The following is a 23,850-nucleotide window of genomic DNA, read 5'->3' as shown; positions in this document are numbered from 1 at the left end:
GCTTTTACGTTGGCGTGTGGGCGGCGTGCGTTTCCTTTTCGGCGGGTGGTGTCGGGGGTTGATGTGGAGGGGGTTGTGGGGGCTCTTGAGGTGCGGGATCCGTCGCGGGTGGTGACGGGGCGGGGGGTGTCGGGGCGGGGTTCTGTGGTGTTTCTGTTCAGTGGTCAGGGTTCGCAGTATGCGGGGATGGTGTGTGGTCTGTATGAGCGGTATCCGGTTTTTCGGGGTGCTGTTGATGAGTGTGTGGTGTGTCTTGATGGGTTGGGGGTGGATGTTCGTGGGGTGTTGTTCGGTTCGGAGGGGGAGGGTTTGTTGGGGGAGACGGTGTGGGCTCAGCCTGTTCTGTTTGTTGTGGAGTATGCGTTGGTGAGGTTGTGGGAGTCGTGGGGGGTTGTTCCTGATGCTTTGGTGGGGCACAGCCTTGGGGAGTGGGTGGCTGCTTGTGTGGCGGGTGTGTTTTCGTTGGTGGATGTTCTGGGTCTTGTGGTGTTGCGTGGGCGTTTGATGCAGGAGTGTTTGCCGGGTTCGATGTTGAGTGTGATGGCGGACCGGGTGAGTGTGGAGGCGGTGTTGCCGGTGGGGGTTTCGCTGGCTGCTCATAATGGGCCTCGGGATTGTGTGGTGTCGGGTGGTCGGGAGGGTGTGGAGGAGTTTGCTGTTCTGGCGGGTGAGCGGGGGTGGGCTGTTCAGTGGTTGGGGGTGTCGCGTGGGTTTCATTCGGTGTTGATGGAGCCGGTGGTTGATGAGTTGGTGGCTGCGGTGGCGGCTGTTGAGCGGTGTGTTCCGCGGGTTCCGTTCGTGTCGAATGTGACGGGTCGGTGGATTACTGATGAGGAGGCTTGTGATCCTGGTTATTGGGGTCGTCATGTCCGGTCGTGTGTGGAGTTCGCGGCGGGGGTGTCGGGTGTGGCGGGTCGGCCGGGGACGGTGTTCGTGGAGGTGGGGCCGGGGCATGTGCTGACGGGGCTGACGCGTCGTGTGCTGGCTGCTGGTGGTGTGGGGGCGGTTGTTCAGGCGTCGTTGCCGGATCGTCGGGACCGGGGTGGGGCGGCGGAGCATCTGGAGCGGGCGTTGCATCAGTTGTGGCTGGCCGGTGTCACGCCCGACTGGGGGGCCTTCTACGGGCGGGAACGCCGTCGTCGGGTTCCGTTGCCCACGTATCCCTTCCACCGCGAGCGCTACTGGCTCGACCCACAACCCCCGCACGGCGGGACCGTGGACTCCGCGCCGGGCCCGCACCCCCTGCTGGACAGACAGCTGGTGCGGTCGATGGGCCAGTGCGTCTTCCTCACCGAGTTCTCGTTGGACCGGCACTGGGTCCTGGCCGAGCACAGGTTGCTCGGTGAGGCGATCGTGCCGGGAACGACCTATCTGGAAATGGGGCGCGCGGCCGTCGGGATCCTCCTGGAGCGGTCCGTCACCGAGCTCCGGGACGTCACTTTTCTGGTTCCCCTGCTGGTCCGGGCGGACAGCCCCCGTACGGTGCACACGACTGTCAAGGACCTCGGCCGGGGAAGGGCCGAGTTCACCGTCGCGAGTCAGGACCCGCTGGACGGTTCGTGGACGTTGCACGTACAGGGGGCGGCGAGCGTCGTGCCGCTGTCGGAACCCGTGCCGCGACAGGATGTGGCGGCCCTGCTCGCGGGATGCGCTCTGGGCACGGTGGACGCGGCGGCGAACCAGGACGAGCACAAGGCGATGGAGTTCGGGCCCCGTTGGCAGGAGAGCCTGCGGACGATTCACGTCGGTGTGCGCTCCGCCCTCGGTGTGCTGGACCTTCCCGAGCGGTACGCGTCGGAGTGTCACGACTTCGCCCTGCACCCGGCTCTGTTGGACCTGGCAACGGGGTTCGGCGCGTTCGCCGTACTGGAGAGTGCCGAGCACCTCCGGAGGACCCTCGGTGATCGTGGTTTCTTCCTGCCGGTCGGATACGACTCGCTGCGGATTCATGCCCCTCTGCCCGCACGTGGTCTGAGCTGCATCAAACCGCTGGCAGACGCCGACGGCGACGCCGAGGTCCGCGGAGCCGATGTGCTGATCTGCGACGAGTCGGGGGCCACCGCCGTGGAGATATCCGGATTCACGGTCAAGCGCGTCACCGATGCCCGGCGCACGGTGGACCGGCTCCGTCCGCACGCCCGCCACCACGCCATTCGCTGGGTCCCGTCACCGGCGGACGGCGCGCCGTCCGCACGGCACCGCAGGATGCTGGTCGTCACGGAAGCGAACGGCGCCGGGAAGGAGCTGGCCGCGGCACTGCGTTCACGTGGCATGAGCGTCGTCGAGGTGACGCTGTCCGATGCGTGGGCGGTGCGCGGCGCGGACCGCTACCGCACCGCCCCGACGCCGGAAGGGTTCGACCGTCTGATCGATGCGCTCGGCGACGAACTGCCCGAGGAGGTCGTGCATGTCGCCGGGCCGACGGATGCGCGGGCCGACAGCGATCCGGCGGAAGTCGAGAGGCAATTGGCCCAGGGGGTTCAGGGCCTCTTCCATCTGGTCCGGTGTCTTTCCGTACGAGGTGTGGTTCCGGGACGGTTCAGTGTGGTCGCTCGGTCCGTCGCCCGGGTGACGGGGCGCGAGAGCACGACCACCGCGGTGCACGCGACGCTGTTCGGCCTGGCCAAGGTGGTGGGGCTGGAGAACGAGGACACGGACGTGCTCTGTATCGACATGGGGGAGGACACGAGTCCGGACCGTGTGTGCGACGAGTTGCTCGGGACCCGTTCACCTTCCGCTGTCGCCCTGCGTGAGGGCGGACGGTACGTACCGGAGCTCGCGCCCCTGCACCTGACGGAGCACACCAGGCTCTCCCCCGCCCAACCCGGTGAGGTGTATCTCGTCACCGGCGGGCTGGGCGGTCTCGGGCTGGCGGTCGCCCGCCATCTGGCCCGCACGAATCCGGGGGTACGGCTGGCCCTGGTCGGTCGCACCGGGCTGCCGCCGCGGGAACAGTGGGACAAAGTGCCTGTCGCGGATTCCGGGCTGCGACGGCAGATCGCGATCATGCGTGAACTGGAGGGCAGCGGGGCCGAAGTGCGCGACTACCGCGGTGACGTCACGGACCTGGCGGAGATGACCGAGGTCGTCCGGCGGGTCAGGGGCGAGCTGGGCCCGATCGGCTGCGTCATACACGCGGCCGGCGTCGCCGGGGACGGGTTCCTCTTCCTGAAGGACGCGGACGCCTTCCGGCGCACCCTTGCCCCCAAGGTGCTGGGATCCTCGGTGCTGGACGCCGTCACCCGGGACGATCCGCCGAGGCTCATGGTCAATTTCGGCTCGACCGTGTCGGTCTTCGGCGCGGCCGGGCAGAGCGACTACACCGCGGCCAACAGCTATCTGGTCCACTTCGCCGAGGAACGGACGGCCCGCGGCCGCGAGACGGTGACCATCGAATGGAGCGACTGGCTCGATGTGGGCATGGCCTTCGACCACGGAGTCCGGAGGGACACGGGCTTCTTCCGTTCACTCGCGGTCGAGGACGCGCTGAGCAGCTTCGACGAGGTCCTCCTCGCCTCGTGCACCTCCGTGATCGTCGGCGAGGTCAACTATCCACGGCTCGGCCGGGGCGAGGCCGGCGGTCTCGTCGAGATGGTGCGTCGCGGCCCCGTGGTTCTTGCCGAACCGATACGCCGTGCCATGACCGCCGTCACGAGTGCCGCGCGGGCGGCAGACACCGCGCGGGCGGCCGACCGCGGCGACGGACTCAGGCTCTTCGGCCGGGAAGACGGCGACTACAGCGACACCGAGCGCGCGCTCGCCCGTATCTGGGCCGACGAACTCGGCCTCACCGAGCTGAATGTCCGTGACAGTTGCTTCGCGCTCGGGGTGGACTCCCTGAACGCCCTGCGACTGGCGCAGCGCATTCAGAAGCTCACGCGGTTCCGGGTCTCGATGGTCGACCTCTACCGCCACGTCACGGTCGCGGAACTCGCCGAGCACCTCGACGGCGACCACTCCTGAGCCGACTTGAAGGTCCGCAACCCATGAGAAAGGTGACAGTGAGTGAGTATCCGCACAGTGGGCGTGATCGGCGCTGGAACGATCGGTCGAGGGGTCGCGCAGTCGTTCGCCCGGGCGGGTGCCGACGTCGTACTCGTCGACGTGTCGCAGAGCCAGTTGGACAGTGCGACTGCCCAGGTGAGGCGTGACCTCCTGGTCCACGACATGCTCGGCGTCCAGGTGCTCGACGGCGACGTCGACGACGTCCTCGGCAGGATCCGTACCGGTACCGGCCTGGCCCGCCTCGCCGACGCGGACTTCGTCGTCGAGAACGTGACGGAGAACTGGTCCGTCAAGCGTGAGGTCTACGAAGAGATCGAGAGCGTGTGCCGTCCCGGGGTCATCTTCGGCGTCAACACGTCGGCCGTGCCGATCACCCGGGTGGCATCGGTGACCCGGCGCCCTTCCGACGTGCTGGGGCTGCACTTCATGAACCCGGTCCCGCTGATGAAGACGGTCGAGGTGGTGAGGGGCCACTTCACTTCGGACGCCACGGTGGACACGTCGCTCCGGCTCCTCGAAGGGCTCGGCAAGGAGGGCATCGTCGTCGAGGACGCGCCCGGCTTCGTGACCAACCGGGTGCTCATGCCCACCATCAACGAGGCGATCTTCTGCGTCCAGGACCGGGTCGCCTCGGCGGAGGACGTCGACAAGATGTTCAGGGGTTGCTTCGGCCACAAGATGGGCCCCCTGGAGACCGCCGATCTCATCGGGCTCGACACGATCCTGAACTCGATCACCGTCATGTACGAGAGCTTCCGGGACAGCAAGTACCGTCCGGCGCCGCTCCTGCGGAAGATGGTCGACGCCGGGCTGCTGGGACGCAAGACGGGACGCGGTTTCTACACCTACTGAGTTTTGTTCACACCCAAGGAGATCCGGCATGACGCATGACGACGCGCGGGACCGCATCCGGGCCTTTCTCGCTCCCCACCTGGCCGGTCGGACTCTCGCCGACGATGACGACTTCTTCGCCCTGGGGTACGTCAACTCCCTCTTCGCCATGCAACTCGCGCTCTTTCTGGAGAAGCAGCTGGAGGTGACCCTGACACCGAAGGACATGGACTTCGACAACTTCCGGACGGTGGGGGGCCTCGCCCGCCTCGTCACGTCGAAGAAGGCCGTCCAGGAGCTGTCGTAACCCCCGGCGGGCGCGCGACGACGACCGCGGCACCTCGCCGCACCGCCGGGCCCCGGGGCCGTACCGCGGTTCCCGGCGGGCGATCGGGCACGGAGTGATGGGCGCCGTTCCCCAGCGGCCCCGGAAGCCGTCGCGCACCCCGTCATTCCTTCCCGTCAATGAGGAGTTACCCAGGATGACGGATGCACCCCTCAGCGAGTTCCGTATCGACCTGCATGCCCCGGTGCCCGGCGCGCTGGCCCCGGAGATCGAGCGTCGGATCTTCTTCGTGGCACCGGAGATCACCGAATTCGCGCTCATCGTCAGGGACGACGAAGTCCGCGGCGTGACGCTGGTGGCGAGCGGAAACCTTGTTCACGAGGAGTTGACCGAGAAGGTCAATTACATGGTGGACAGCGACGTCCGGAAGCAGTTGGCGACTCCGGCCAAGACGATATGGACCTCACCGCACGAGCGCCGGCCACACGCCGGAGTCTACGAACTCCTCCTGGAGTCAGGGGCGGTCAGCGAGGCAGGGGAGGGACAAGTCGCCGTCGGCGAGCCGTTGCTGTCCCTCCTGGAGTACTTCGACCGAGCGGTCCGGGCGGTCCTGGCCGGGGAATTCGCGGCGCTGGAGTACCGGTATCCGACGCTCATCAGCACGGCGACGCTGGAGAAGGCGGGCTACGTCACGTCCTTTCCGCAGCACTTGATGTTCGTGAGCCGGCTGCGCAACGACATGGACGTGTACCGAGCCTTCCAGGAGGCCCATGTCGACAGCGGAATCGACTCCACCGTGCTGGAGCGGTGCGACAACGTGGACTACTGCCTGCCACCCACCATGTGCTACCACACGTTTCACCAGCACACGGGGCGGACTCTGGCCCGGGGCCGGCTCCACGTCATCACCTCCAGGGGGAAGTCCTTCCGATTCGAGGCCGCCTATGCCACCACTCTGGAAAGGCTGTGGGACTTCACTGTTCGGGAAATCGTGTTCATGGGTTCGCGGGAGGACGTTCTCGACGCCCGGGAACGCTTCATGCGAAACGTCTTCTCCTTTCTGGAGGAAATAGGGCTGAGCGGCTTCTGCGAGGTGGGCAACGATCCGTTCTTCTGCGGCTCGGACACATCCGAACGCATCTGGTCGCAGCGCCTCCTGGAGCTCAAGTACGAGTTGCGCCTCGTCGTCGCTCCCGGCCGCACCATTGCCGTCGGATCCTTCAACTTCCATGACGATCTGTTCGGTGAGGCCTTCCGCATCCACCATGGTTCTGATGGTCCGGTCCGGAGCGGCTGTGCCGGATTCGGACTGGAACGGCTCGTGTACGCCTTCCTCTGCCAGTACGGTCCGGACCCCGGCCACTGGCCTGCTCCCGTCCGTGCCGGAACAGGGATGTAGGCGGGGTCCGGGATGACTGACGCCGCCCACACGGGACCGTTCGTGGACGACGGGGCGTCTGCGGGCGCCACTGGTCCGGCACCGGCCTCCGGGGGAAGGGCCCCGCGCACCGGGGACGAGCGACTCCTCTGCACCGTCTTCTGCCAGGTGCTGGGGGTGGACCGGGTGACGATCGACGACTCCTTCTTCGAGCTGGGCGGACACTCGCTGCTCGCGAGCAGGCTGTCCGCACGTATCCGCGCCGTCTTCGACGCCGAGGTCCCGCTGCGCACCGTCTTCGAGTCCCCGACGGTCGCTTCGCTGGCGGAGCGTCTCAGGACGGGGGCGGACAGTCGGCGACCCCGGTTGCGCCGGATGGCCCGGCCGCTGGAAGTGCCGTTGTCGCACACCCAGCGGCGTCTGTGGTTCCTCAACCGACTGCACGGGAAGGCGGCCCACTACAATCTGCCGGTCGCCTACCGCCTCAGGGGCGAACTGGACGTACCCGCGCTGCGACACGCACTCAACGATCTGGTCCACCGGCACGAGACCCTGCGCACCGCGTACCCGGACTGGGACGGCCGGCCGCAGCAGGTGGTGCTCGATCAGGCAGAGGCCCCGGTGGGACTGGAGACCGAGGACATCACCGAGGCGGAGCTCCCCCGGGCCCTCACCACCGCGGCCGGATACGCCTTCGACCTCGCCGTGGAGACGACGTTGCGCGCCGGGCTGTTTCGCCTGACGCGGAACGAGCACGTTCTGCTGCTCGTGGTGCACCACATCGCCTGCGACGGCTGGTCGCTGTCGCCGCTCGTACGGGATCTCGGACTGGCCTACACCGCCCGTTCGCTCGGTCGGCCGCCGGACTGGGAGGAGCTGCCCGTGCAGTACGTCGACTACACGCTCTGGCAACGCGAACTTCTGGGGGACGCGGATGATCCGAGCAGCTTGTCGAGCCGGCAGGTCCGCTTCTGGCAGAGCGAGCTGGAAGGCATGCCGGACAGGCTGAGGATCGATGTCACGTCGGAGCGGCGGGCCGCTCCGACACATCGCGGCGGCCGGATCGCGGTCCGTGTCCCGCCGCGGACCCATCGCGCGCTCCAGGAGCTGGCGCACGAGACCGGCACCAGTGTGTTCATGGTCGTTCACGCCGCGCTCGCCGCCACGCTCGACGGCAGGGGCGCGGGATCCGACATCGCCATCGGCACACCGACGGCCGGGCGGTCCGACACCAAGCTGGACGACCTCGTCGGGTTCTTCGTCAATACGCTGGTCCTGCGGACGCGAACCGATGGCGATCCGACGTTCCGGGAACTGCTCGGGCGGGTGCGCGGTACCGATCTGGCGGCATTCGCCCACCAGGACGTCCCGTTCGATCACTTGGTCCAGGTGCTCAATCCGTCCCGTTCCGCCGCGTGGCACCCGCTGATCCAGGTCATGCTCGCGTTCCAGAACAACGAGGCGGCTTCCCTCAGCCTTGACGGCATCGACACCCGGCCCGAGCCCGTCGAGGAGGGAATCACGCGATTCGACCTCAGATTCGAGCTCTCCGAACGACTCACGGACAGTCAGCAACCTGCCGGAATCGACGGAAGCCTCGCTTTCGCACGGGACCTCTGCACGAGTGAGGATGCCGGGCTGCTCGTGCGGGACTTCCTGGCGGTGCTCGACTCCGTCGCCCCGGACATACGGCTGAGCGAACTCGTGGCGAGGGGCGGTCCGACGGCCGCACCGCGCGCCCGGGCGGCCGGTGCGAGTACTGGGCGCACGAGCGGACGCGGCACCGGCGGGGCGGAGCCGCGGGTCGCGTTCGTGTGCTCGCCCTACGGTCAGCAGTGGGTCGGGATGGGGCGCAGCCTGTTCCGTTCCGATGCCGTCTTCCGCGCCGCGGTCGAGGAGTGCGACACCCTGCTCGGGCGGCACACCGGATGGTCACTCGTCCACGAGATGTTCCTCGACGAACCGGACGCCAGAACCGGTGACGTCGGAGTCATGCAGCCCCTCGTCTTCGCGATCCAGGTGGGGATCGCCCGTTGGCTCGACGCCGCGGGCGTGGTGCCCGGTGCCGTCGCCGGCCACAGCGTCGGGGAGATCGCCGCCTGCGTCATCGCGGGGATCCTCGATCTCCCGACAGCCGTTCGCCTCGTTCATCACTACAGCGATCAGCAGCGTCGTGTGGCGGGGCCGGGCAGGGGCATGGCGGTGGTGGAACTCGGCGCACGCGAGCTTTCGAGCCATCTCTCCGGGCAGGGCGGCGAGGTGTCCATCGCCGCTGAGAACGGGCCGCGGACAACGGTGCTGGCCGGGGACAGGCCCGCGTTGGAGGCGGTGGTGTCGAGGCTTCAGGCCCTCGACGTACTCGCCGCGATGGTCCGGGTCGACGTGCCGGCGCACAGCGCCGGAATCGATCCCGTCATGGGCGACCTGGAGCAGGCCATCGGGACGTTCGGTGCCAGGCCGGGGCGCATCATGATGGCCTCGTCGGTGACGGGAGGAGTTCTGGACTGGCGGAAGGTCGACGCACGCTATTTCGTGAGGAACCTGCGGCGCCCCGTCCGGCTGGCCGAGGCCACCCGCTGTCTGCTGGAGCGGCATGACGTACTTGTCGAGATCAGCGCGCACCCGGTGCTCGCGCCTGCTCTGCGACAGAGTGCGGACGACAGCGCGGCCGGGGCGACCGTGCTGACGACGATGCGCCGGGGGGAGGACGACCGGACCGGCCTGTTCGACGCGCTCGACGCGCTGGAACGCCTGGGCGCGAGGGTGTCCTCCCCGGCGTCCCGCGCGGCGCAGGGCCGACAGCGGTGCGACCGTTGACGCCGGCCGGGGCACGTGTGTACGACGTCGTCCGCGCAAGGACGTCGGAGGTGAAAGCCGGGGATCTGCGCGCGGACACGGAACCGGGGCGCGGTACGGGCCGCGGCACGGAGTCCGTCGCTGTCGGCGGACGCGGAGGATTCCGGCATCGGCGCCGGCCGGCGCGGGCCGGAACACGCGCCCTGCCGACTCCGCCCCTCTCGGAACGGGTTTCTCGGCCGGGAAAGGAGTCCGCCGTCGTCCTCCGCGCAGGTCCGGTCCCGCGCGGGTGCCCACGGGCTGTCCCGTGATCCGTGGCGGGCGCGCGGCGTCGGCGACGGCATCTCATGGCGTTGCCGGGACCTCCGCACACATCCATGGTGCGGATGTTCCTCCACCCTGCGATACGCCGCGGTTGAAGCCCGCGCACTGATCCATCACGGATTACGGGACAGCCCTTGGGGATGTGTGATCCGAGAGACCGCTCCGTCGCCCGTCGTGTTCCGTGCGTGTTCCGGCAAGAGAAATGCGGGGGCGGCGAAACGTGCTGCGCCGATCCGGCGGAATATCGGTGAAACCGTGGGAGGACGGACTGGTCGGCCCACGGTTCCGGGGAATGTGGGAAGCCGGCGGACATACCCGGATCTGAGCTGTCCGGGACTGCCCGGGAGCACGGAAAGCAAAGGAATGTGCCAGCTGGAGTCGGTTTTTGCGGCGCGGGCACGGCCGGGTTCAGGATTGCCCATTTTGATGCGGGAAATCCGTCGATGCACGCACGGTTGTATCGCTGAAATGTCCAGAAATGACCTGATGTGCATGTGGTGCGACGTTGCGAAGAGGAGGATGTTTTCCTGGTGGAGGCGCGGGCGAAGTGGTCGAAAAGGTGGAAGGTGTGGATTTCTGCTTTCCGGTCGGTGGCCGATCCAACTGGGCCCGTGGGCACGGCAGAAGTCAAGCCCCCGTCGTCACCCACGGAATGAGCCGGATTCAGGCAATGGTATTGACGGCCTTGTTCGGAGCGGAGAGGATCGTGGAGTCCGTTCATCCGGTGTGCCTATCGAATATTGGAGGTGAATCATGACGTTGGAATTCGAGGACCTCGACATCCGTTCGCTGGACGACGAAGAGCTGGAAGAAGTTGAGGGTGGTGACGCGACCATCTTCCCCACCGGCCCCACCTGATAGGCGAGTGGATACCTGTACAGCGCAGTGACCGCAGTGGGCGCCGGGCCGCACGGTGACAACGGCTCGGCGCCCACCCGCTGAAGAAGGCGGCCCTGGCGTGGGGGAGACGGCAGAAGATGGCATCGTTGTACCGGCATGCCGGGGTCGCGCTCCTGCGCACCGCTGCGCGGCCGATCGATGACACTCCGGGTATCTGGCCGAAGCTGGAAGACCCGGCCGACTGCAGGACCTGGCTGCGGCGGACATGGGCCCGACCGGGGCTCGCCGATGCTGTGGCACAGGCCAGTTCCTCTCTGGCCTCCCGCGTGGACGGCATCGTCTCCGGCCGGCACGCGACTGATCGTCAGCTTCGACGGGCCACGGTTTCCGTCGTCCGCTACCTCCTACGAGCCACCGGGCGGCCCACTCCGTTCGGCCTCTTCGCCGGGGTGACCCCGGTGACGTTCGGTTCGACGGCGCGGACCCGCAGGACGGACCGGTCCCGACCGGTGGCCAAGGTGAATTCGGCGTGGCTGGCCGATGTCGTCAGTTCGCTGGAGGCGTGCCCCGAACTGCTGAACCGTCTTCAGGTGGTGTTCAGCGACCTCGCTGTCCAGCGCGGGGGGAGAGTGGAACTGCCCCGCGGCGCGAGCCGCGTCACGATGCGCTGTACGGGAGCCGTGCGGGTTGTCCGGGACGCCGCGACGGTCCCCGTGTGCCTCGCCGACCTCGCCGGGAAACTGGCCGAGACGTTCCCCGACGTGACCGCGGAGGTACGCGGACGTCTGATCACGCGGCTCGTACGGCACGGGTTCCTCGTCACGTCCCTGCGCGCTCCGCTCACCACCGTCGATCCGCTCACCCACCTGATCCGTGGTCTCCACGAAGCCGGAGCGGACGAGCTGACGGCGACGGAGCCGGTGCTGGACGAACTCGAAGCCGTACGCGCCGACCTGGACCGGCACAACCGCGTGATCGGCGCCGACGACGAGCGGCGCCGCATACGCGCCGCCCTGACCCACCGGATGCGGAGCCTCTCCACGGCGGGCCGCCCGGGGCCGGCCGTGGATCTCCTCCTGGACCACGACGTGCAGCTCCCGGACAACGTGACCGAGGAGATGGAGCGGGCCGCCGACGCGCTGCTGCGCCTGAGCCGCCGACCTGCCGGGCTCCGTGAGTGGCGGGACTACCACGCCGCCTTCCGCGACCGGTACGGCACCGGCACGATGGTTCCGCTGCGCGATGCCCTGGATCCGGACACCGGCGTGGGATATCCGGCCGGTTTCCGCGACAGCGCGCTCTCCGTGCCCGCCGACGTCATCAGCGGCCGTGACGAGCGTCTGGTGGCCCTTGCCTGGCGGGCCGTCACCGACGGCAGCCGGGAGATCGTCCTGACGGAGGAGAGCGTCCTGGCGCTGGCGGCGGAGACGCCCACGGACCCGCACCGCATTCCGCCGCATGTGGAGCTGTCGGCCCGCGTCCGGGCCGCCGACACCGACGCCCTGGAACGCGGCGATTTCACACTGGTCGTCCTTCCGGCACGCGGCGCGGGGGTGCTCACCGCACGGTTCGCCCCCTTCCTGACGGCCTCGTCCCTGCCGGATGTCTACCGCGACGTTCCCACCGGGACCGCTGGAGCCCTGCCGGTGCAGCTGTCCTGCCCGCCCGTTGACGTGGAACTGGAGAACGTCTGCCGGGTTCCGGCCTATCTTTCCCATGTCCTTCCGCTCGGCGAGCACCGAAGCGTGCCCTCGGCGCCGTCCCGGCAGGGTGCGGACTCCCGCGACCGGACCGGCGAGGCGGAGATCGTCGGGGTGGACGACCTGGCCGTGCTCGCGACCGATGACCGTCTCCTCCTGGTGAGTGTTTCGCGGCACCGTGTCGTCGAGCCACAGACCTTCCACGCATTGAGTCAGGAAACCCAGCTCCCGCCCCTGGCACGGTTCGTCGTGCAACTGCCGCGTGCGTACACCGCGGTCTGGAAGGAGTTCGACTGGGGCCCCTGCGCCGCACGACTGCCCTACCTGCCTCGTGTGCGTCATGGCCGCAGCATCCTGTCACCGGCACGCTGGTATCTGACACGCGCGGACGTGCCCGGTGAGGAGGCCGACCAGGAGCGCTGGCGACAAGCACTCGCCGGATGGCGCACCCAGTGGGGTTGCCCCTCCGTCATGGAGCTGCGTCACGGGGACCGGGTGCTGCGTCTGGATCTCGACGAGCCGGCGCACAACACCGTGCTCCGTGACCACCTTCGGCGTCACTCCAACGCGGTGCTGACGGAGACCGAGACGTCGCCGTCGGAGTTCGGGTGGATCGGCGGCCACGCCAACGAAGTCGCACTGCCGCTCCTCAGACGGGACGATCCCGCGCCGGCACCGCTGACCGCGATGATTCCGCCGGTGCTCGGCCGGAGCCATGGGCACCAGCCGGGCTCCCCGGAGACGCGCTGGCTGTACGCGAAGATAGGTGCTCACCCCGAGCGGCAGCCGGAAATCCTCGCAGACCACCTGCCGCGCCTGCTCACTGGTCTTGAGGGCGACGCACAGTGGTGGTTCGTGCGCTATCGCGGCCCGCAGGAGGCGCACCATCTGAGACTGCGCATCCGGACCGACCGGGAGCGCTTCGGAGCCCATGCGGCGGCGGTCGGGCGGTGGGCTGCGGACCTGCGTGATGACGGCATGGCCGACCGGTTGTCGTTCGACACCTATTACCCGGAGACCGGCCGTTACGGAGGGGCGTCGGCGATGGACGCGGCCGAAGCGGTCTTCGCGGCCGACAGCGCCGTGGTGACGGCGACGCTGAGGCACATCTCCGCATCGGCGGTCGCTCCCGCCGCACTGGCGGCGCTCCACTTGATCGACATCGTCCGGGGACTGTCGGGGAGCCTCGACGGGGCGATGTCCTGGCTCGCCGGTCGTCCCGCGCCACCCGGAGTTCAGACGGACCGGGCACTGACCGAACAGGTGATCCGCTGGGCACGGAGACCGGATCGGGACCAGCTGGATTGCCGGTCCGTGGAGATCGCCCGGGCACGCCGGAGCCGGGCGACGGCCTTGAAGCGCTACCGCCATGTCCTTCCGGAGGAAGCCGACGCGGACGCAGTGGCGGAATCGCTCCTGCATATGCACTGCAACCGTTTCTTCGGTATCGACGGGAGAGCGGAGCGCGTTTCTCGCGGAATGGCAAGAAAAGCGGCTCTTGCCTGGTTCGCGCGGGCGGAAGGGATGATGCCATGAAGGCTTCCGCGGGGCGAACGTTTCCCTTGGGTGCCGAACAGGAGATCCATTGGCGCAGACTCGTAGAGAATCCTGAATCGGTTACGGGGATCTGGCGGCGGCAGAGAGTTTCCGGAAACCTCGACGTGGAGAGGCTCCTCGCCGGAGTCCATGGTGCCGTGGAGAGGCATGAGGCTCTTCGGATAGGAGTTTCCCCGGTTGATGATGTGCCCGTGCAGTGGCTCCGTGACATGCCGGAGAGAGAAAGTCTGGTGACAGCGAGAAGCGTACGGTGCAGATCTGAGGAGCAATTTGACAGATACGTGCAGAAGATGTGGGCGGAAGAGATGCGGAAGGGGTGGGATCTGGCGTGTGATTACCCATTCAGTTTCTTTCTGCTGCGATACTCTCCCACGCTCCATGTGTTTCTGTCCGGCTTCTCCCATGTGGCTGTCGACAAGCTCGGCGGCGATATCGTGCTGAAGCAGATCTGGCAGCATTACGATGGGGTTCCGGTTTCCCCGGCGGGTGCCGGGGACTACTTTTCTGCGGCTGTGAGACATGCAAGAAGGAGGAGTGACGAGGAGTCGGCTGCGAAGCACTGGGAGGGCAGGGCCTCAAGTGTCCCGCCCGGAGTCCGTTTCTGGGGGGCGTGCAATCGAGTGCCGCGGGAGGGAGGGCGTGCGGACGTGTACGAGCCCTTCGTCCTGGACGGACGAGAACTCGCAGAAATGCGCCGGGGGCGAGCTGATGCGCGATGCAGCGAGTTTCAATGGGTCCTGACGGCGTTCGCCGTTACCGTCTTCTCCCTCTCTCCGCTGGACCGGATAAAGTTGACCGTCGTGGTGGACATGCGCAGTGTCGCTGAGCGTGAAATGGTGGGCATGTTCGCCATGCGGATTCCGCTGACCATCGACAGGAAGAACCTGGGGGAAATGCTTCCCCATGTGCAGAAGCAGTTGTTCAGATCGTTCAGCGCCTATCGAAGAATGGACCCCGTGGAGTTGAACGCGGCACTGGAATGTGCGGCAGGGGAATCGGGGAGGCCATGTGTCGATGATCTTTCGATCAACTACATTCCACTGGATGTGATTCCTCCGGGAGGGCACAGGGGAGGGGTAGTGATCTCTGAGACCAGTAATCCGGCCGGGACGCGGTTCGCTCCGGCGGGCCTCTACCTTCAGGTGATAAGTGAACCGGATTCATTGATCTACGCGTTCATTGCGGATGATGCCATCATGCCGCCCCCGGTCCGGGAGGAGTTTTCCGCGGCCCTCAGGGAATCACTGGCCGGTGGGTTTTCCTCGACTTCGCCCGATCTTGTGGGGAAGGGGTCGATCAAGTGCGAAGCAGGAATTTCTCTCGTTACCGATGCCGATGGCCGGGTCGTGCTCGTGGTGGATAGGTGGACTCTTGAGGACGCGATCAGGGAACTCGTCGGGGTAGTCACCGCGGAGGTCCTCGTCGACGAGTGCCCGACCGGTGCCGACGTGATCCGCGCTCATGTCGTTGTCGACTCCGCCCTCACGGCCGACGCGGTCCGGAACCATCTGGCGAAGGCCGCACGGGAGAATCCGCTGCTGGTGGTTCCGGGGGTGATAACCGTCGAGGAGCTGAGCCGAATGTAACCGATTGCGCTGCGACAGCGCTGGGGCGGGGCCTCGTGTGCTGTTCATGGTCAAGGGGATTCCGGAGGCGGGAAAGTTGTCGACGCCAGGGGCGGTATGGAAGAAGATTGCAGTCTCCCTGGGGTTCGGGGCGAGGAGCCGGCGCAGGCACCGTATCCCTGTCCGTCTGCAAAAACAGACCTGGGACTGCGGGGCGGCTTGCCTTTCCATGGCATTGGCCTCCCACGGGATCGAGGTGAGTGTGGACCGGCTGCAGGAGGAGACGGATCTCGGGCGCGACGGCACATCGGCCCGTGTTCTGCTGGAGACCGGCCGGAAGTTCGGGTTGCAGGGTCGGGGCGTGCGTGTGTCGCTCGACGGACTTCACCGGCTGCATCCCGGCAGTATCCTCTACTGGAATTCCAGCCACTATGTGGTTCTTGAGAGGGTTGCGCACGGGAGGGTGTTTATTATCGACCCGTCCTCCGGGCGGCGCGTCCTGGATATCGAAACAGTGGCCGATGCTTTTGGCGGCATAGCCATTGAATTTCATTCGGTGCCCGGCCCCGCGGGATCGGTCTGACGTTCCCGGATGGATCGTCGGGGTCACTCGGTTTTCTTCATGAAAAATCCGGTGAGTGAGGCCCTGATATTTTCGCCGGCGTTGATCTCGACACGCTTCACGGTATGTGGGGTTCCTGCCTTGATGATGACCAATCGGTTCGGCAGCGGAGCTATGTAGTGCCCGAATCCTCCGGATTCTTTCGGGTTCCCTTTGTCGGTGCGAAGTGTTCCGCCTCCGGATACCAGGAGTTCTGCGCCCCAGGAGTCCTTCCACTCGTCATGTGCGTAGAAAGTGTACGACGCGGTCTTGCCGCCTTTGATGTCGTCGTGCCAGGACAGTCCGGCACCGAGCGGGTAGAGGTAGGGGGTGCAGGTGAAAAAATCCCAGTGCTCCTCCTTTTTCCCGCTCCACCGTGACAGCCGCTCCGCCTCGTTCTCGATGTGTTCCACCATTCGGTCCATGGCATTGCCGGCCGGGTAGGCCTTGCTTCCCTTCGGCGGTTCCGGGAAGTGGTGGAAAACCGAAGGCCCCGTCAGCGGGTCGCCGTCGAGGTGTCCGAAAACGGATGATCGAGACCGGAGGCTTTTCACGTAAGTGAAACGCCCGGACCTGAAATAATTTTGGATCTCGGCCAGGTCCGCCGACGGCAGGAAGTCATCGAAAATTGCGAAGTCGTCCGTTTCGAACGTCGGCATCATTTTCTCTCCGTGAGTGTTCCCGGGGGCAGGTTTTAATCGATCTCGAATTATTTCGAGAGCTCTGCCGTAACTCTAGTGGGAGGCCCGGCACATATGCCAGGCCCCTGCTTGCTTCGAGATGTGTGGAATCGACTCGATTCCATACATCTCGAAGCAGGTCATCTCCCGTGACCGTGTTGCGGGAGACCAATGGTGTTGCGGCGCCGTATTCGGGTACGGCGTCCGGCGTGATCGCGGGGCGGAGGATCGTCCCGGGCGGATGGTCCCCCGCCACGCCATGGCACGCACCATCACGGCCCCGACCGCCGCACCATCACGGCCCCGACCACCGCACCACCGCTCGCGTCGGCGCATGACGTGGCGAATGCCGACGCCGACGGCCCGCGGCGGGCGCCGCAGGAGCCGCGGACGACCCATGCGTCCGCGCAGGGAACGCCGCCCACGGCCCGCCTGACGAGTCGTCATCCATGAGGCCCGGCCGGGCCGCACGAGAGGGAGCGTTGTTACACAACGATCATTGAGTGCCTCCGAGCGCCGCCGGAATACTTCAAGTCCTCGGGGCCGCACGAGTATTCGAGAGCGCCCCATGCGGGCCGGGCTCTCGCCCGCCCGATCCACTCCTTGAGCAGGGGCAATCTTGCGTAAACGATCAAAACAGGCGCATGCCGTCGTGGCCGCGGCCGCCGTCGTCCTGACGGCGGGCATGACCGGCCCGGCATCGGCGGGGACCAGCGGCCCGGACCCGGCACTCCCGGTCGTCGCCAAGGACACGGGGACGGCCGGCAAGGCCGTGCGCACCGTCACCCTGATCACCGGTGACCGGGTCCTCGTGGACTTCCGCGGCAGGGTCGGCGGTATCCAGCGGGCGAAGGGCAGACAGGACATTCCCTTCTTCACCCGGACCTACGACGGCCGTACCTATGTGGTGCCGCGTGATGCCCGGCGGCTGATCGCCGACGGGACGCTGGACCAACGGCTGTTCGACATCACCGCACTCACCGAACCGGAGAGCCTCAAGGCCAACCGGGCAGGCCTCAAGGTGATCGTCGGCTACCGGGGGGCGGCGGCCGGGTCCGCCCGCGCCGGGGTGCGTTCCTCCGACGGCACCACCGTCCGCCGGACCCTGCCGGCCCTCGACGCCGACGCCGTCACCAGCACCACCGACAGCGCGGGTTCCCTGTGGGACGCGCTGACCCGCCGACGGGGCGACGGTTCGGCGGCCACGACCTCCGGCATCGCGCGAATCTGGCTGGACGGCGTGCGGAAGGCGTCGCTCGACCGCAGCACCGGCCAGATCGGCGCTCCGGCGGCCTGGGCCCGCTCCTACGACGGCACCGGTGTGAAGATCGCCGTCGTGGACACCGGGATCGACGCCACCCACCCGGACCTGACGGGCCGGGTGGTGGCGGAACGGAACTTCAGCGGCTCCCCGGACGCCCGGGACCGGGTCGGACACGGCACGCACGTGGCCTCCATCGCCGCCGGTACGGGGGCCAAGGACGCCCGGTTCAAGGGCGTGGCGCCCGGGGCCCGGCTGATCAACGCCAAGGTGCTGGACGATCAGGGCAACGGTGACGACTCCGGCATCCTGGCGGGGGTCGACTGGGCCGTCGCCCAGGGGGCCGACATCATCAACATGAGTCTGGGCAGCCCCGACACCCCGGGGATCGACCCGCTGGAAGCCCAGGTGGACAAGCTCTCCGCCGAGAAGGGCGTCCTGTTCGCGGTGGCCGCGGGCAACAGCGGGCCGGGCCGGGGCACGGTCGCGTCCCCCGGCAGCGCCGACGCGGCCCTGACGGTCGGTGCCGTCGACGACGACGACCGGATCGCCGACTTCTCCAGCGTCGGGCCCCGCATCGGGGACGGCGCCGTCAAGCCCGACATCACGGCGCCGGGCGTGGAGATCACGGCGGCGGCGGCGAGCGGCACCCCGGACCAGAACCCTCCCGGATACGTCAGCAAGAGCGGTACGTCGATGGCGACCCCGCACGTCGCGGGCGCCGCGGCGATCCTCAAGCAGAAGAACCCCGCCTGGACCGGCGCACAGATCAAGGCGGCCCTGACGGGCTCGGCCAAGGACGGGTCCCACTCGGTCTTCCAGCAGGGGGCGGGCCGGCTCGCCGTCGACAGGGCGATCGACCAGACGGTCGTCTCCGAACCGGCCTCGGTCGTCCTGGGCACCCAGCAGTGGCCCCACGCCGACGACACACCCGTCGCCAAGCAGGTCACGTACCGGAACAGCGGCACCACCGACGTGACGCTGGACCTGTCGCTGGAGGCGCCCACCGGCGGGGACGAGAAGCCCGCCCCGGCAGGTTTCTTCACCCTCGGGGCACAGCGGATCACGGTCCCGGCGGGTGGTACCGCCGCCGTGGACCTGACGGCCGACACCCGGCTCGGCGGTACGGTCGACGGCTCGTACTCGGTCACGGTCGTCGCGGCCGGAGGCGGCCGGAGCGTGCGCACCGCGGCATCGGTGGAGCGTGAGGCCGAGTCGTACGACGTCACGTTCAACACCGTCGGACGGGACGGCGCGGCAAGTACCAACTGGCAGGCCGACCTGAAGGGCTACGAAGGGTCCGCCACGGGCCTTCGGTTCTTCCCGGACCTGTCGTCGGGCTCCGCCACGGTCCGGCTGCCGCGCGGTACCTACAGTCTCGCCGCCGACATGCTGGTCGACCCCACTGCCCCGGGCAAGGGCGTCGACCTGATCAACAACCCGCGGTTCTCGGTGACCGGTCCCACCACGGTCACCCTCGACGCCCGGACCACCCGGCCCGTCGACTTCAAGGTGCCGGACGCGGCGGCACGCTACACGCGCGCCGGAATGATGTACACCGTGAGCACGCCCGAGACCTTCATCATCGAGGGGGGCGAGTTCGGCAGCTTCGAACATCTGCGCACCGCGTACCAGGGACCCGAGATGGACGACGGCGTCCTCGCCCAGCAGTGGTCCGCGCACTGGCAGCGGGGAGGCAACGAGTACAACGTCCTCACCGGCGGCCCGGTCAAGGAACTGGCCACCGGGTACAGCAAGACCTACGAGCCCGGGGACATGGCCCTGGTGAAGGCGAGGGTCGGATCGTCCGTACCCGGCCTCGACGGCGCCCTCGCGGCGCACGGCGTACTGGACTACGGAGGCGGCGTCGAAGCCCCCTACACCGTGCAGCCCGCACCGGGAACGCGCAATGTGTACCTGTCCACGGCCGACGGGGCCGCCTGGAACATCGTCGCGGGAGTGCTGGGCGGGGCGGATCCCTCGGGCCGGCGGGACTTCGACGCGCTCTACGGCCTCGACGAGCCGCGGCGGTACGAGGCGGGGAAGACGTACACCGAGACCTACAACGTCGGCGCACCGGGGCCGCGGATGAACGCGAACGAGGGGATCGTGCGCGACGGCGACAACATCTTCGGTTCGCTGCCGCTGGTCAGTGACGGGGCGGGCCATTTCGGGAGCGCCCGGTACTCGGGTGCGAGCACCACCGTCCACCGCAACGGTGAGCTGCTCGTGAAGAAGGACGTCGCCATCGACCAGGAGCCCTTCGCGCTTCCGTCGGAACCCGCCAGGTACACGGTGTCGACCACGATCCGCCGGGACCCGGAGTTCAACCGTACCGGTACCCGGATCGACGCCTCGTGGACGTTCGACTCGGCGCGCACCGAGAGCCCGGCCATGCTCCCGGTCTCCACGGTCCGCTTCCTGCCGCGGCTCGCGCTGGACTCCACCGTTCCGGCAGGCGACAAGCAGACCGTCCCCGTCGAGGTGCAGGGCGCGGCGGCCGGCGCCGACCTGAAGACCCTGCGGGTCCTGGTGTCGTACGACGGCACGACGTGGCTGCCCGTCCCGGTCACGACGGACAGGGTCACGGTGAAGGCCCCGGCGAAGGGCAGGGCGATCTCGCTGAAGGCCGTCGTCACCGACAAGGACGACAACGAGTCGACGGTCACCATCCACAACGCCTTCTTCGGCAGGTGAGGCGAGACCGGGCCGACGACCAGGGGCGCCGCGCGACCGGATGAGAGACCGGCGAGCGGAGTACGGCCCCGGGTGAGCCGGGACGAGCGGCCCGCCGGAACCGATGTTCCGGCGGGCCGCTCCTTCCCGTGCCGCAGCCCGGGGCCGGTGCGGGGGACGACGTCGACTCGTCCGCACGATACGGAGGCCGGCTCCTCGACCGGTGCCGGGGCCAGGTGCCCGCCCGCCGTCACGCTCAGCGGGTCGGCACCCGGACCGGCCGAACGGGGCAGTCGGCCGGGGCGAGGCGCCCGTCCCGCCCGACCAGGGTCACGGACACAGCCCCCTGCGCGTGCGCCGCGAACGCGGCCGTGCAGACGATCTGGCCGCGGGCGGCGGCGGTCAGCCCTTTCACCCGCAGACGCAGCGTGACCTCGACGGTGCGGTCACCCACGACGATCCGGTTCGCGGCGGACGCCGCACGAGAAAGCGAAGCGGCATTGTGGAACCCGGCCCGCCGTTCGGCCTTCTCCGGTCCGGCGAGCAGGGCGGTGACGGTCGCGAGCGGCGAGGGAGGCCCGCTCGTCCCCGTGCCCGGCGGAGACGAACCGCCGAGGCCGTCCCGTCCGGGCGTCCCGTCCCGACGGGACGACGCGTCGTCCGACCCGACGGAGCCCGCAGTTCCGTTCTGCCACGGCGCTTCGACGGTTCGTGGCACGGCCAGCAGTTCGTCGTCGGGGGAGAGGAAGAACAACAGCATCCGTTCCTCGCGCGGGGGAAGCAGGTCGGCGACCACCGGCCTGCCTGCCTCGATCACGGCGGTCTCCTGGATGCCGCAGCCCGCGAGCGGGCCTCCGGCGAGCATCAGCAGTGCGGCGGGCAGGACCGTCCGACACCCACGGAACGGCGACTTCCTCACGCGATGGTCTCCGTCCGGTCCAGGCTCCGGGCCGGCCCCGTGCCACCGCGCGCACGTGACGGACCGTCCGGCGCACCGCTCCCGGGCGCGGGCCCGGCGAAGGGCAGCACCACGGTGAACAGGGCGCCGCCGCCCGCCCCGTTCCGCACGTGGATCGTGCCGCCGTGCAGTCGCACGTTCTCCTCGGTGATCGCGAGCCCGAGGCCGCTGCCCGACGAGCGGGAACGCGCGGCGTCCGCCTTGTAGAAGCGGTCGAAGATGTGCGGCAGGGCGTCCGGTGGGATCCCGGGGCCGCTGTCGTGCACCTCGGTGATCAGCGCGTCCCCGCGTGCCGACAGCCGCACGGTGACCGGTTCGGCGCCATGGCGCAGGGCGTTGCCGACCAGGTTGGCCACGACGACGTCGAAGCGGCGCGTGTCGAGGCGGATGCGCAGGCCGTCGGGGAGCTCGGCGTGGACCCGGTCGAGCCACTGCCTGCCGGACAGGGTGTTGCGCACGGCCTCCGCCGCGTCCACCTCATCGGTGTTGAGTTCCGCCGCACGGGCGTCGAAACGGGAGATCTCCATCAGATCCTCCACCAGCACGGCGAGTCTGCCGGTCTCGGCGCTGATCAGGCGCACCGCCCGAGCGGTGTTCGGGGTGAGCGTCCCGGCCTCCTCGTCCACCACGTCCGTGACGGCGAGCATCCCGGCGAGCGGGGTGCGCAACTCGTGCGAGACGTCCGAGGCGAAACGCCGGGCCCGTGCTCCGGCTTCCCGCAACTCCTCCACGGAGCGTTCGAGACGGGCCGCCGACTCGTTGAACGTCCTGGCCAGGTCGGCCATCTCGTCCCGGCCGCGTACGGTGATACGTGTGCCGAGCTGCCCCCCGCCCATGGAGTGTGCGGCACGCCGCAGTTCACGGACGGGGCGCAGCACGCTGCGCGCCGCGAGCAGTGCGGGCACCAGGGCCACGGCCAGCCCCGGCAGGGCGCCGTCGCGGGCAGCGGTCACCAGGGAGTCGATGTCCACGTCCTCGTTCGTCATGGGCATCACGGCGAAGAGAACCAGGCCGCTCGGCACCGCGGCGCCACCCGCCACGACCCGGGTCATCACCGGCATCCCGATGGTCAGATACGCGTTCCCGTCCTTGACGACCCGCTCGAAGCTGCCGTGTGCCGAGGTGAGCGTGGTGCGGCGGAGTTCCTGGCCGAGAACACCGGAGACGGGCCGGTCACCCGAGGAGACACGCAACGAACCGTACTCGGCGAACACGATCCACGGATGTGGCTTGGCGCGCGCCGCGATGTCGTACAGGTCCCACCGCAGCGCGTCCGGATCCAGGGGCAGGCGGGGGACGAACCGCTCGACCTCCTCGCGGAAGGAGGTGACGGCCGTGTCCTGCGCACGCACGAGAACCGCGTTGCGCGCCTGCCGATAGGTCAACGCGGCGGTCGTGACGGCGCTGACGGCGGCCACCAGCAGGAACGCGATCACCAGCCGGGTGCGCAGCCCGAACGCGGCGGCCGCGCCGGGCATTCTCACAGCGGACCGAAGCGGTAGCCGTAGCCCCGCAGGGTCTGGATGTAGCGAGGATCACGGGACGGATCCTCGATCTTGGCGCGCAGTCGGCGCACGCAGGCGTCCACCAGGCGGATGTCGCTGTGGAAACTGTGGTCCCAGACCTCCTTCAGCAGCCGCTGCCGGCTGAAGACCTGTTCCGGTGCCGCGGACAGGTGCAGCAGCAGCTTCAGTTCGGAGGGCGCGAGGGCGACCGGGGCGCCCGACCTGAGGACGGTGTGACCGGCGCGGTCGATGCCGAGTTCGCCGTGGTGCTCGACGGCGGGCCTTGCGTCGACCGGGCTGTCGGCGCGGCGCAGCACGGCACGGATGCGGGCCTCGATGACCTCGGCGCGGGCGGGCTTGACGATGTAGTCGTCCGCGCCGGCCTCCAGGCCGACGACGATGTCGACGTCGTCGCCGCGCGCGGTCAGCATGATGATCGGTAACTGGCTGGTCTCGCGTACCCGGGAGCACACCTGGACGCCGCTCATCGCGGGGAGCATCAGGTCGAGCAGCAGGATGTCGGGGCGAAAGGCCCCCAGCGCCGCGAGGCCCGCCTCGCCGGTCACGGCGGCGTGGACCTCGTGCCCGCGCTGGCACAGCCCGATCTCGACGCCCTCGCGCACGGAGGGGTCGTCTTCGACGAGGAGGACGCGTGGCATGGCGGTGTCTCCGGGATCGTGGGGAGTGGTGGGCCGTCAGGGGTTCGGCGACCGGGGGGAGAAACCGGCGAACGGCTTCCCCGGCTCCGCCCCGTCCGGCGCGCCGGGGACCAGGAGCACGGGATCGCGACGGGGCATGTCGTACTCCGGGAGGTGGGGCAGCGGTGGCTCCCCATACTCTCAGGCGTGCGCGAGGCGATGGCGGGTGGTCAGTTGTCCCGGGTGGTG

General features: G+C 68.5%; 13 protein-coding genes. 9 read left to right on the top strand and 4 right to left on the bottom strand.

From position 1 onward, the window contains the following. The first annotated feature begins 45 nt into the window (after nt 1-45). The 8 genes from ACF1CT_RS33245 to ACF1CT_RS33210 all read left to right on the top strand — a co-directional run bounded on the left by ACF1CT_RS33245 (nt 46) and on the right by ACF1CT_RS33210 (nt 15,865). A complete protein-coding gene (locus ACF1CT_RS33245; protein WP_391787739.1) occupies nt 46-3,963 on the top strand; it encodes an SDR family NAD(P)-dependent oxidoreductase in 3,918 nt (1,305 codons plus the stop codon). A 42-nt stretch (nt 3,964-4,005) separates the two neighbouring features. Continuing rightward, a complete protein-coding gene (locus ACF1CT_RS33240; RefSeq protein ID WP_391787738.1) occupies nt 4,006-4,857 on the top strand; it encodes a 3-hydroxyacyl-CoA dehydrogenase family protein in 852 nt (283 codons plus the stop codon). Between the two features lie 28 nt (nt 4,858-4,885). Continuing rightward, complete coding sequence (locus ACF1CT_RS33235; protein WP_391787737.1) at nt 4,886-5,143, top strand: acyl carrier protein; 258 nt, start codon at nt 4,886-4,888, stop codon at nt 5,141-5,143. A 175-nt stretch (nt 5,144-5,318) separates the two neighbouring features. Further along, nucleotides 5,319-6,521 (top strand): hypothetical protein, encoded by a 1,203-nt coding sequence (locus ACF1CT_RS33230; protein ID WP_391787736.1) that lies wholly within the window; start codon nt 5,319-5,321, stop codon nt 6,519-6,521. A gap of 12 nt (nt 6,522-6,533) precedes the next feature. Then, nucleotides 6,534-9,317 carry a condensation domain-containing protein gene (locus tag ACF1CT_RS33225; RefSeq protein WP_391787735.1) on the top strand — a complete coding sequence of 928 codons (2,784 nt, stop codon included), beginning with the start codon at nt 6,534-6,536 and terminating at the stop codon, nt 9,315-9,317. Nucleotides 9,318-10,597: 1,280 nt separating this feature from the next. Then, nucleotides 10,598-13,696 carry a lantibiotic dehydratase gene (locus ACF1CT_RS33220; RefSeq protein WP_391787734.1) on the top strand — a complete coding sequence of 1,033 codons (3,099 nt, stop codon included), beginning with the start codon at nt 10,598-10,600 and terminating at the stop codon, nt 13,694-13,696. Next, a complete protein-coding gene (locus tag ACF1CT_RS33215) occupies nt 13,693-15,303 on the top strand; it encodes a condensation domain-containing protein (RefSeq protein ID WP_391787733.1) in 1,611 nt (536 codons plus the stop codon). The genes ACF1CT_RS33220 and ACF1CT_RS33215 overlap by 4 nt, the downstream gene beginning before the upstream one ends. A gap of 46 nt (nt 15,304-15,349) precedes the next feature. Further along, on the top strand, nt 15,350-15,865 hold the full coding sequence (locus ACF1CT_RS33210; RefSeq protein ID WP_391787741.1) for a cysteine peptidase family C39 domain-containing protein: 516 nt from the start codon (nt 15,350-15,352) through the stop codon (nt 15,863-15,865). A gap of 23 nt (nt 15,866-15,888) precedes the next feature. Here the strand turns inward: ACF1CT_RS33210 and ACF1CT_RS33205 are convergent, their stop codons facing one another. Beyond that, entirely contained in the window at nt 15,889-16,545 is a 657-nt protein-coding gene (locus tag ACF1CT_RS33205; RefSeq protein ID WP_391787732.1) for a 2OG-Fe(II) oxygenase, read from the bottom strand. Nucleotides 16,546-17,182: 637 nt separating this feature from the next. Here ACF1CT_RS33205 and ACF1CT_RS33200 point away from each other — a divergent pair. Further along, nucleotides 17,183-20,521: a S8 family serine peptidase gene (locus ACF1CT_RS33200; protein ID WP_391787731.1), complete on the top strand. Its 3,339-nt coding sequence runs from the start codon at nt 17,183-17,185 to the stop codon at nt 20,519-20,521. Between the two features lie 235 nt (nt 20,522-20,756). Here the strand turns inward: ACF1CT_RS33200 and ACF1CT_RS33195 are convergent, their stop codons facing one another. From ACF1CT_RS33195 to ACF1CT_RS33185, 3 genes are read right to left on the bottom strand one after another with little or no spacing between them, the layout of a single operon-like run. Continuing rightward, nucleotides 20,757-21,419 (bottom strand): hypothetical protein, encoded by a 663-nt coding sequence (locus ACF1CT_RS33195; protein WP_391787730.1) that lies wholly within the window; start codon nt 21,417-21,419, stop codon nt 20,757-20,759. Beyond that, the gene (locus ACF1CT_RS33190; RefSeq protein ID WP_391787729.1) at nt 21,416-22,936 is read right to left on the bottom strand and encodes a sensor histidine kinase; all 1,521 of its coding nucleotides are present in this window, start codon (nt 22,934-22,936) and stop codon (nt 21,416-21,418) included. Before ACF1CT_RS33190 ends, ACF1CT_RS33195 begins: the two co-directional genes overlap by 4 nt. A gap of 2 nt (nt 22,937-22,938) precedes the next feature. Beyond that, nucleotides 22,939-23,622, bottom strand: a complete 684-nt coding sequence (locus ACF1CT_RS33185) for a response regulator (RefSeq protein ID WP_391787728.1) — start codon at nt 23,620-23,622, stop codon at nt 22,939-22,941. Nucleotides 23,623-23,850 lie beyond the last annotated feature (228 nt).

The sequence above is a fragment of the Streptomyces sp. NPDC014734 genome (genome assembly GCF_043083325.1).
Lineage (GTDB): Bacteria > Actinomycetota > Actinomycetes > Streptomycetales > Streptomycetaceae > Streptomyces.
The sequence above is the reverse complement of the archived record's forward strand: the minus strand, read 5'-3'. Positions and strand labels throughout refer to the sequence as shown.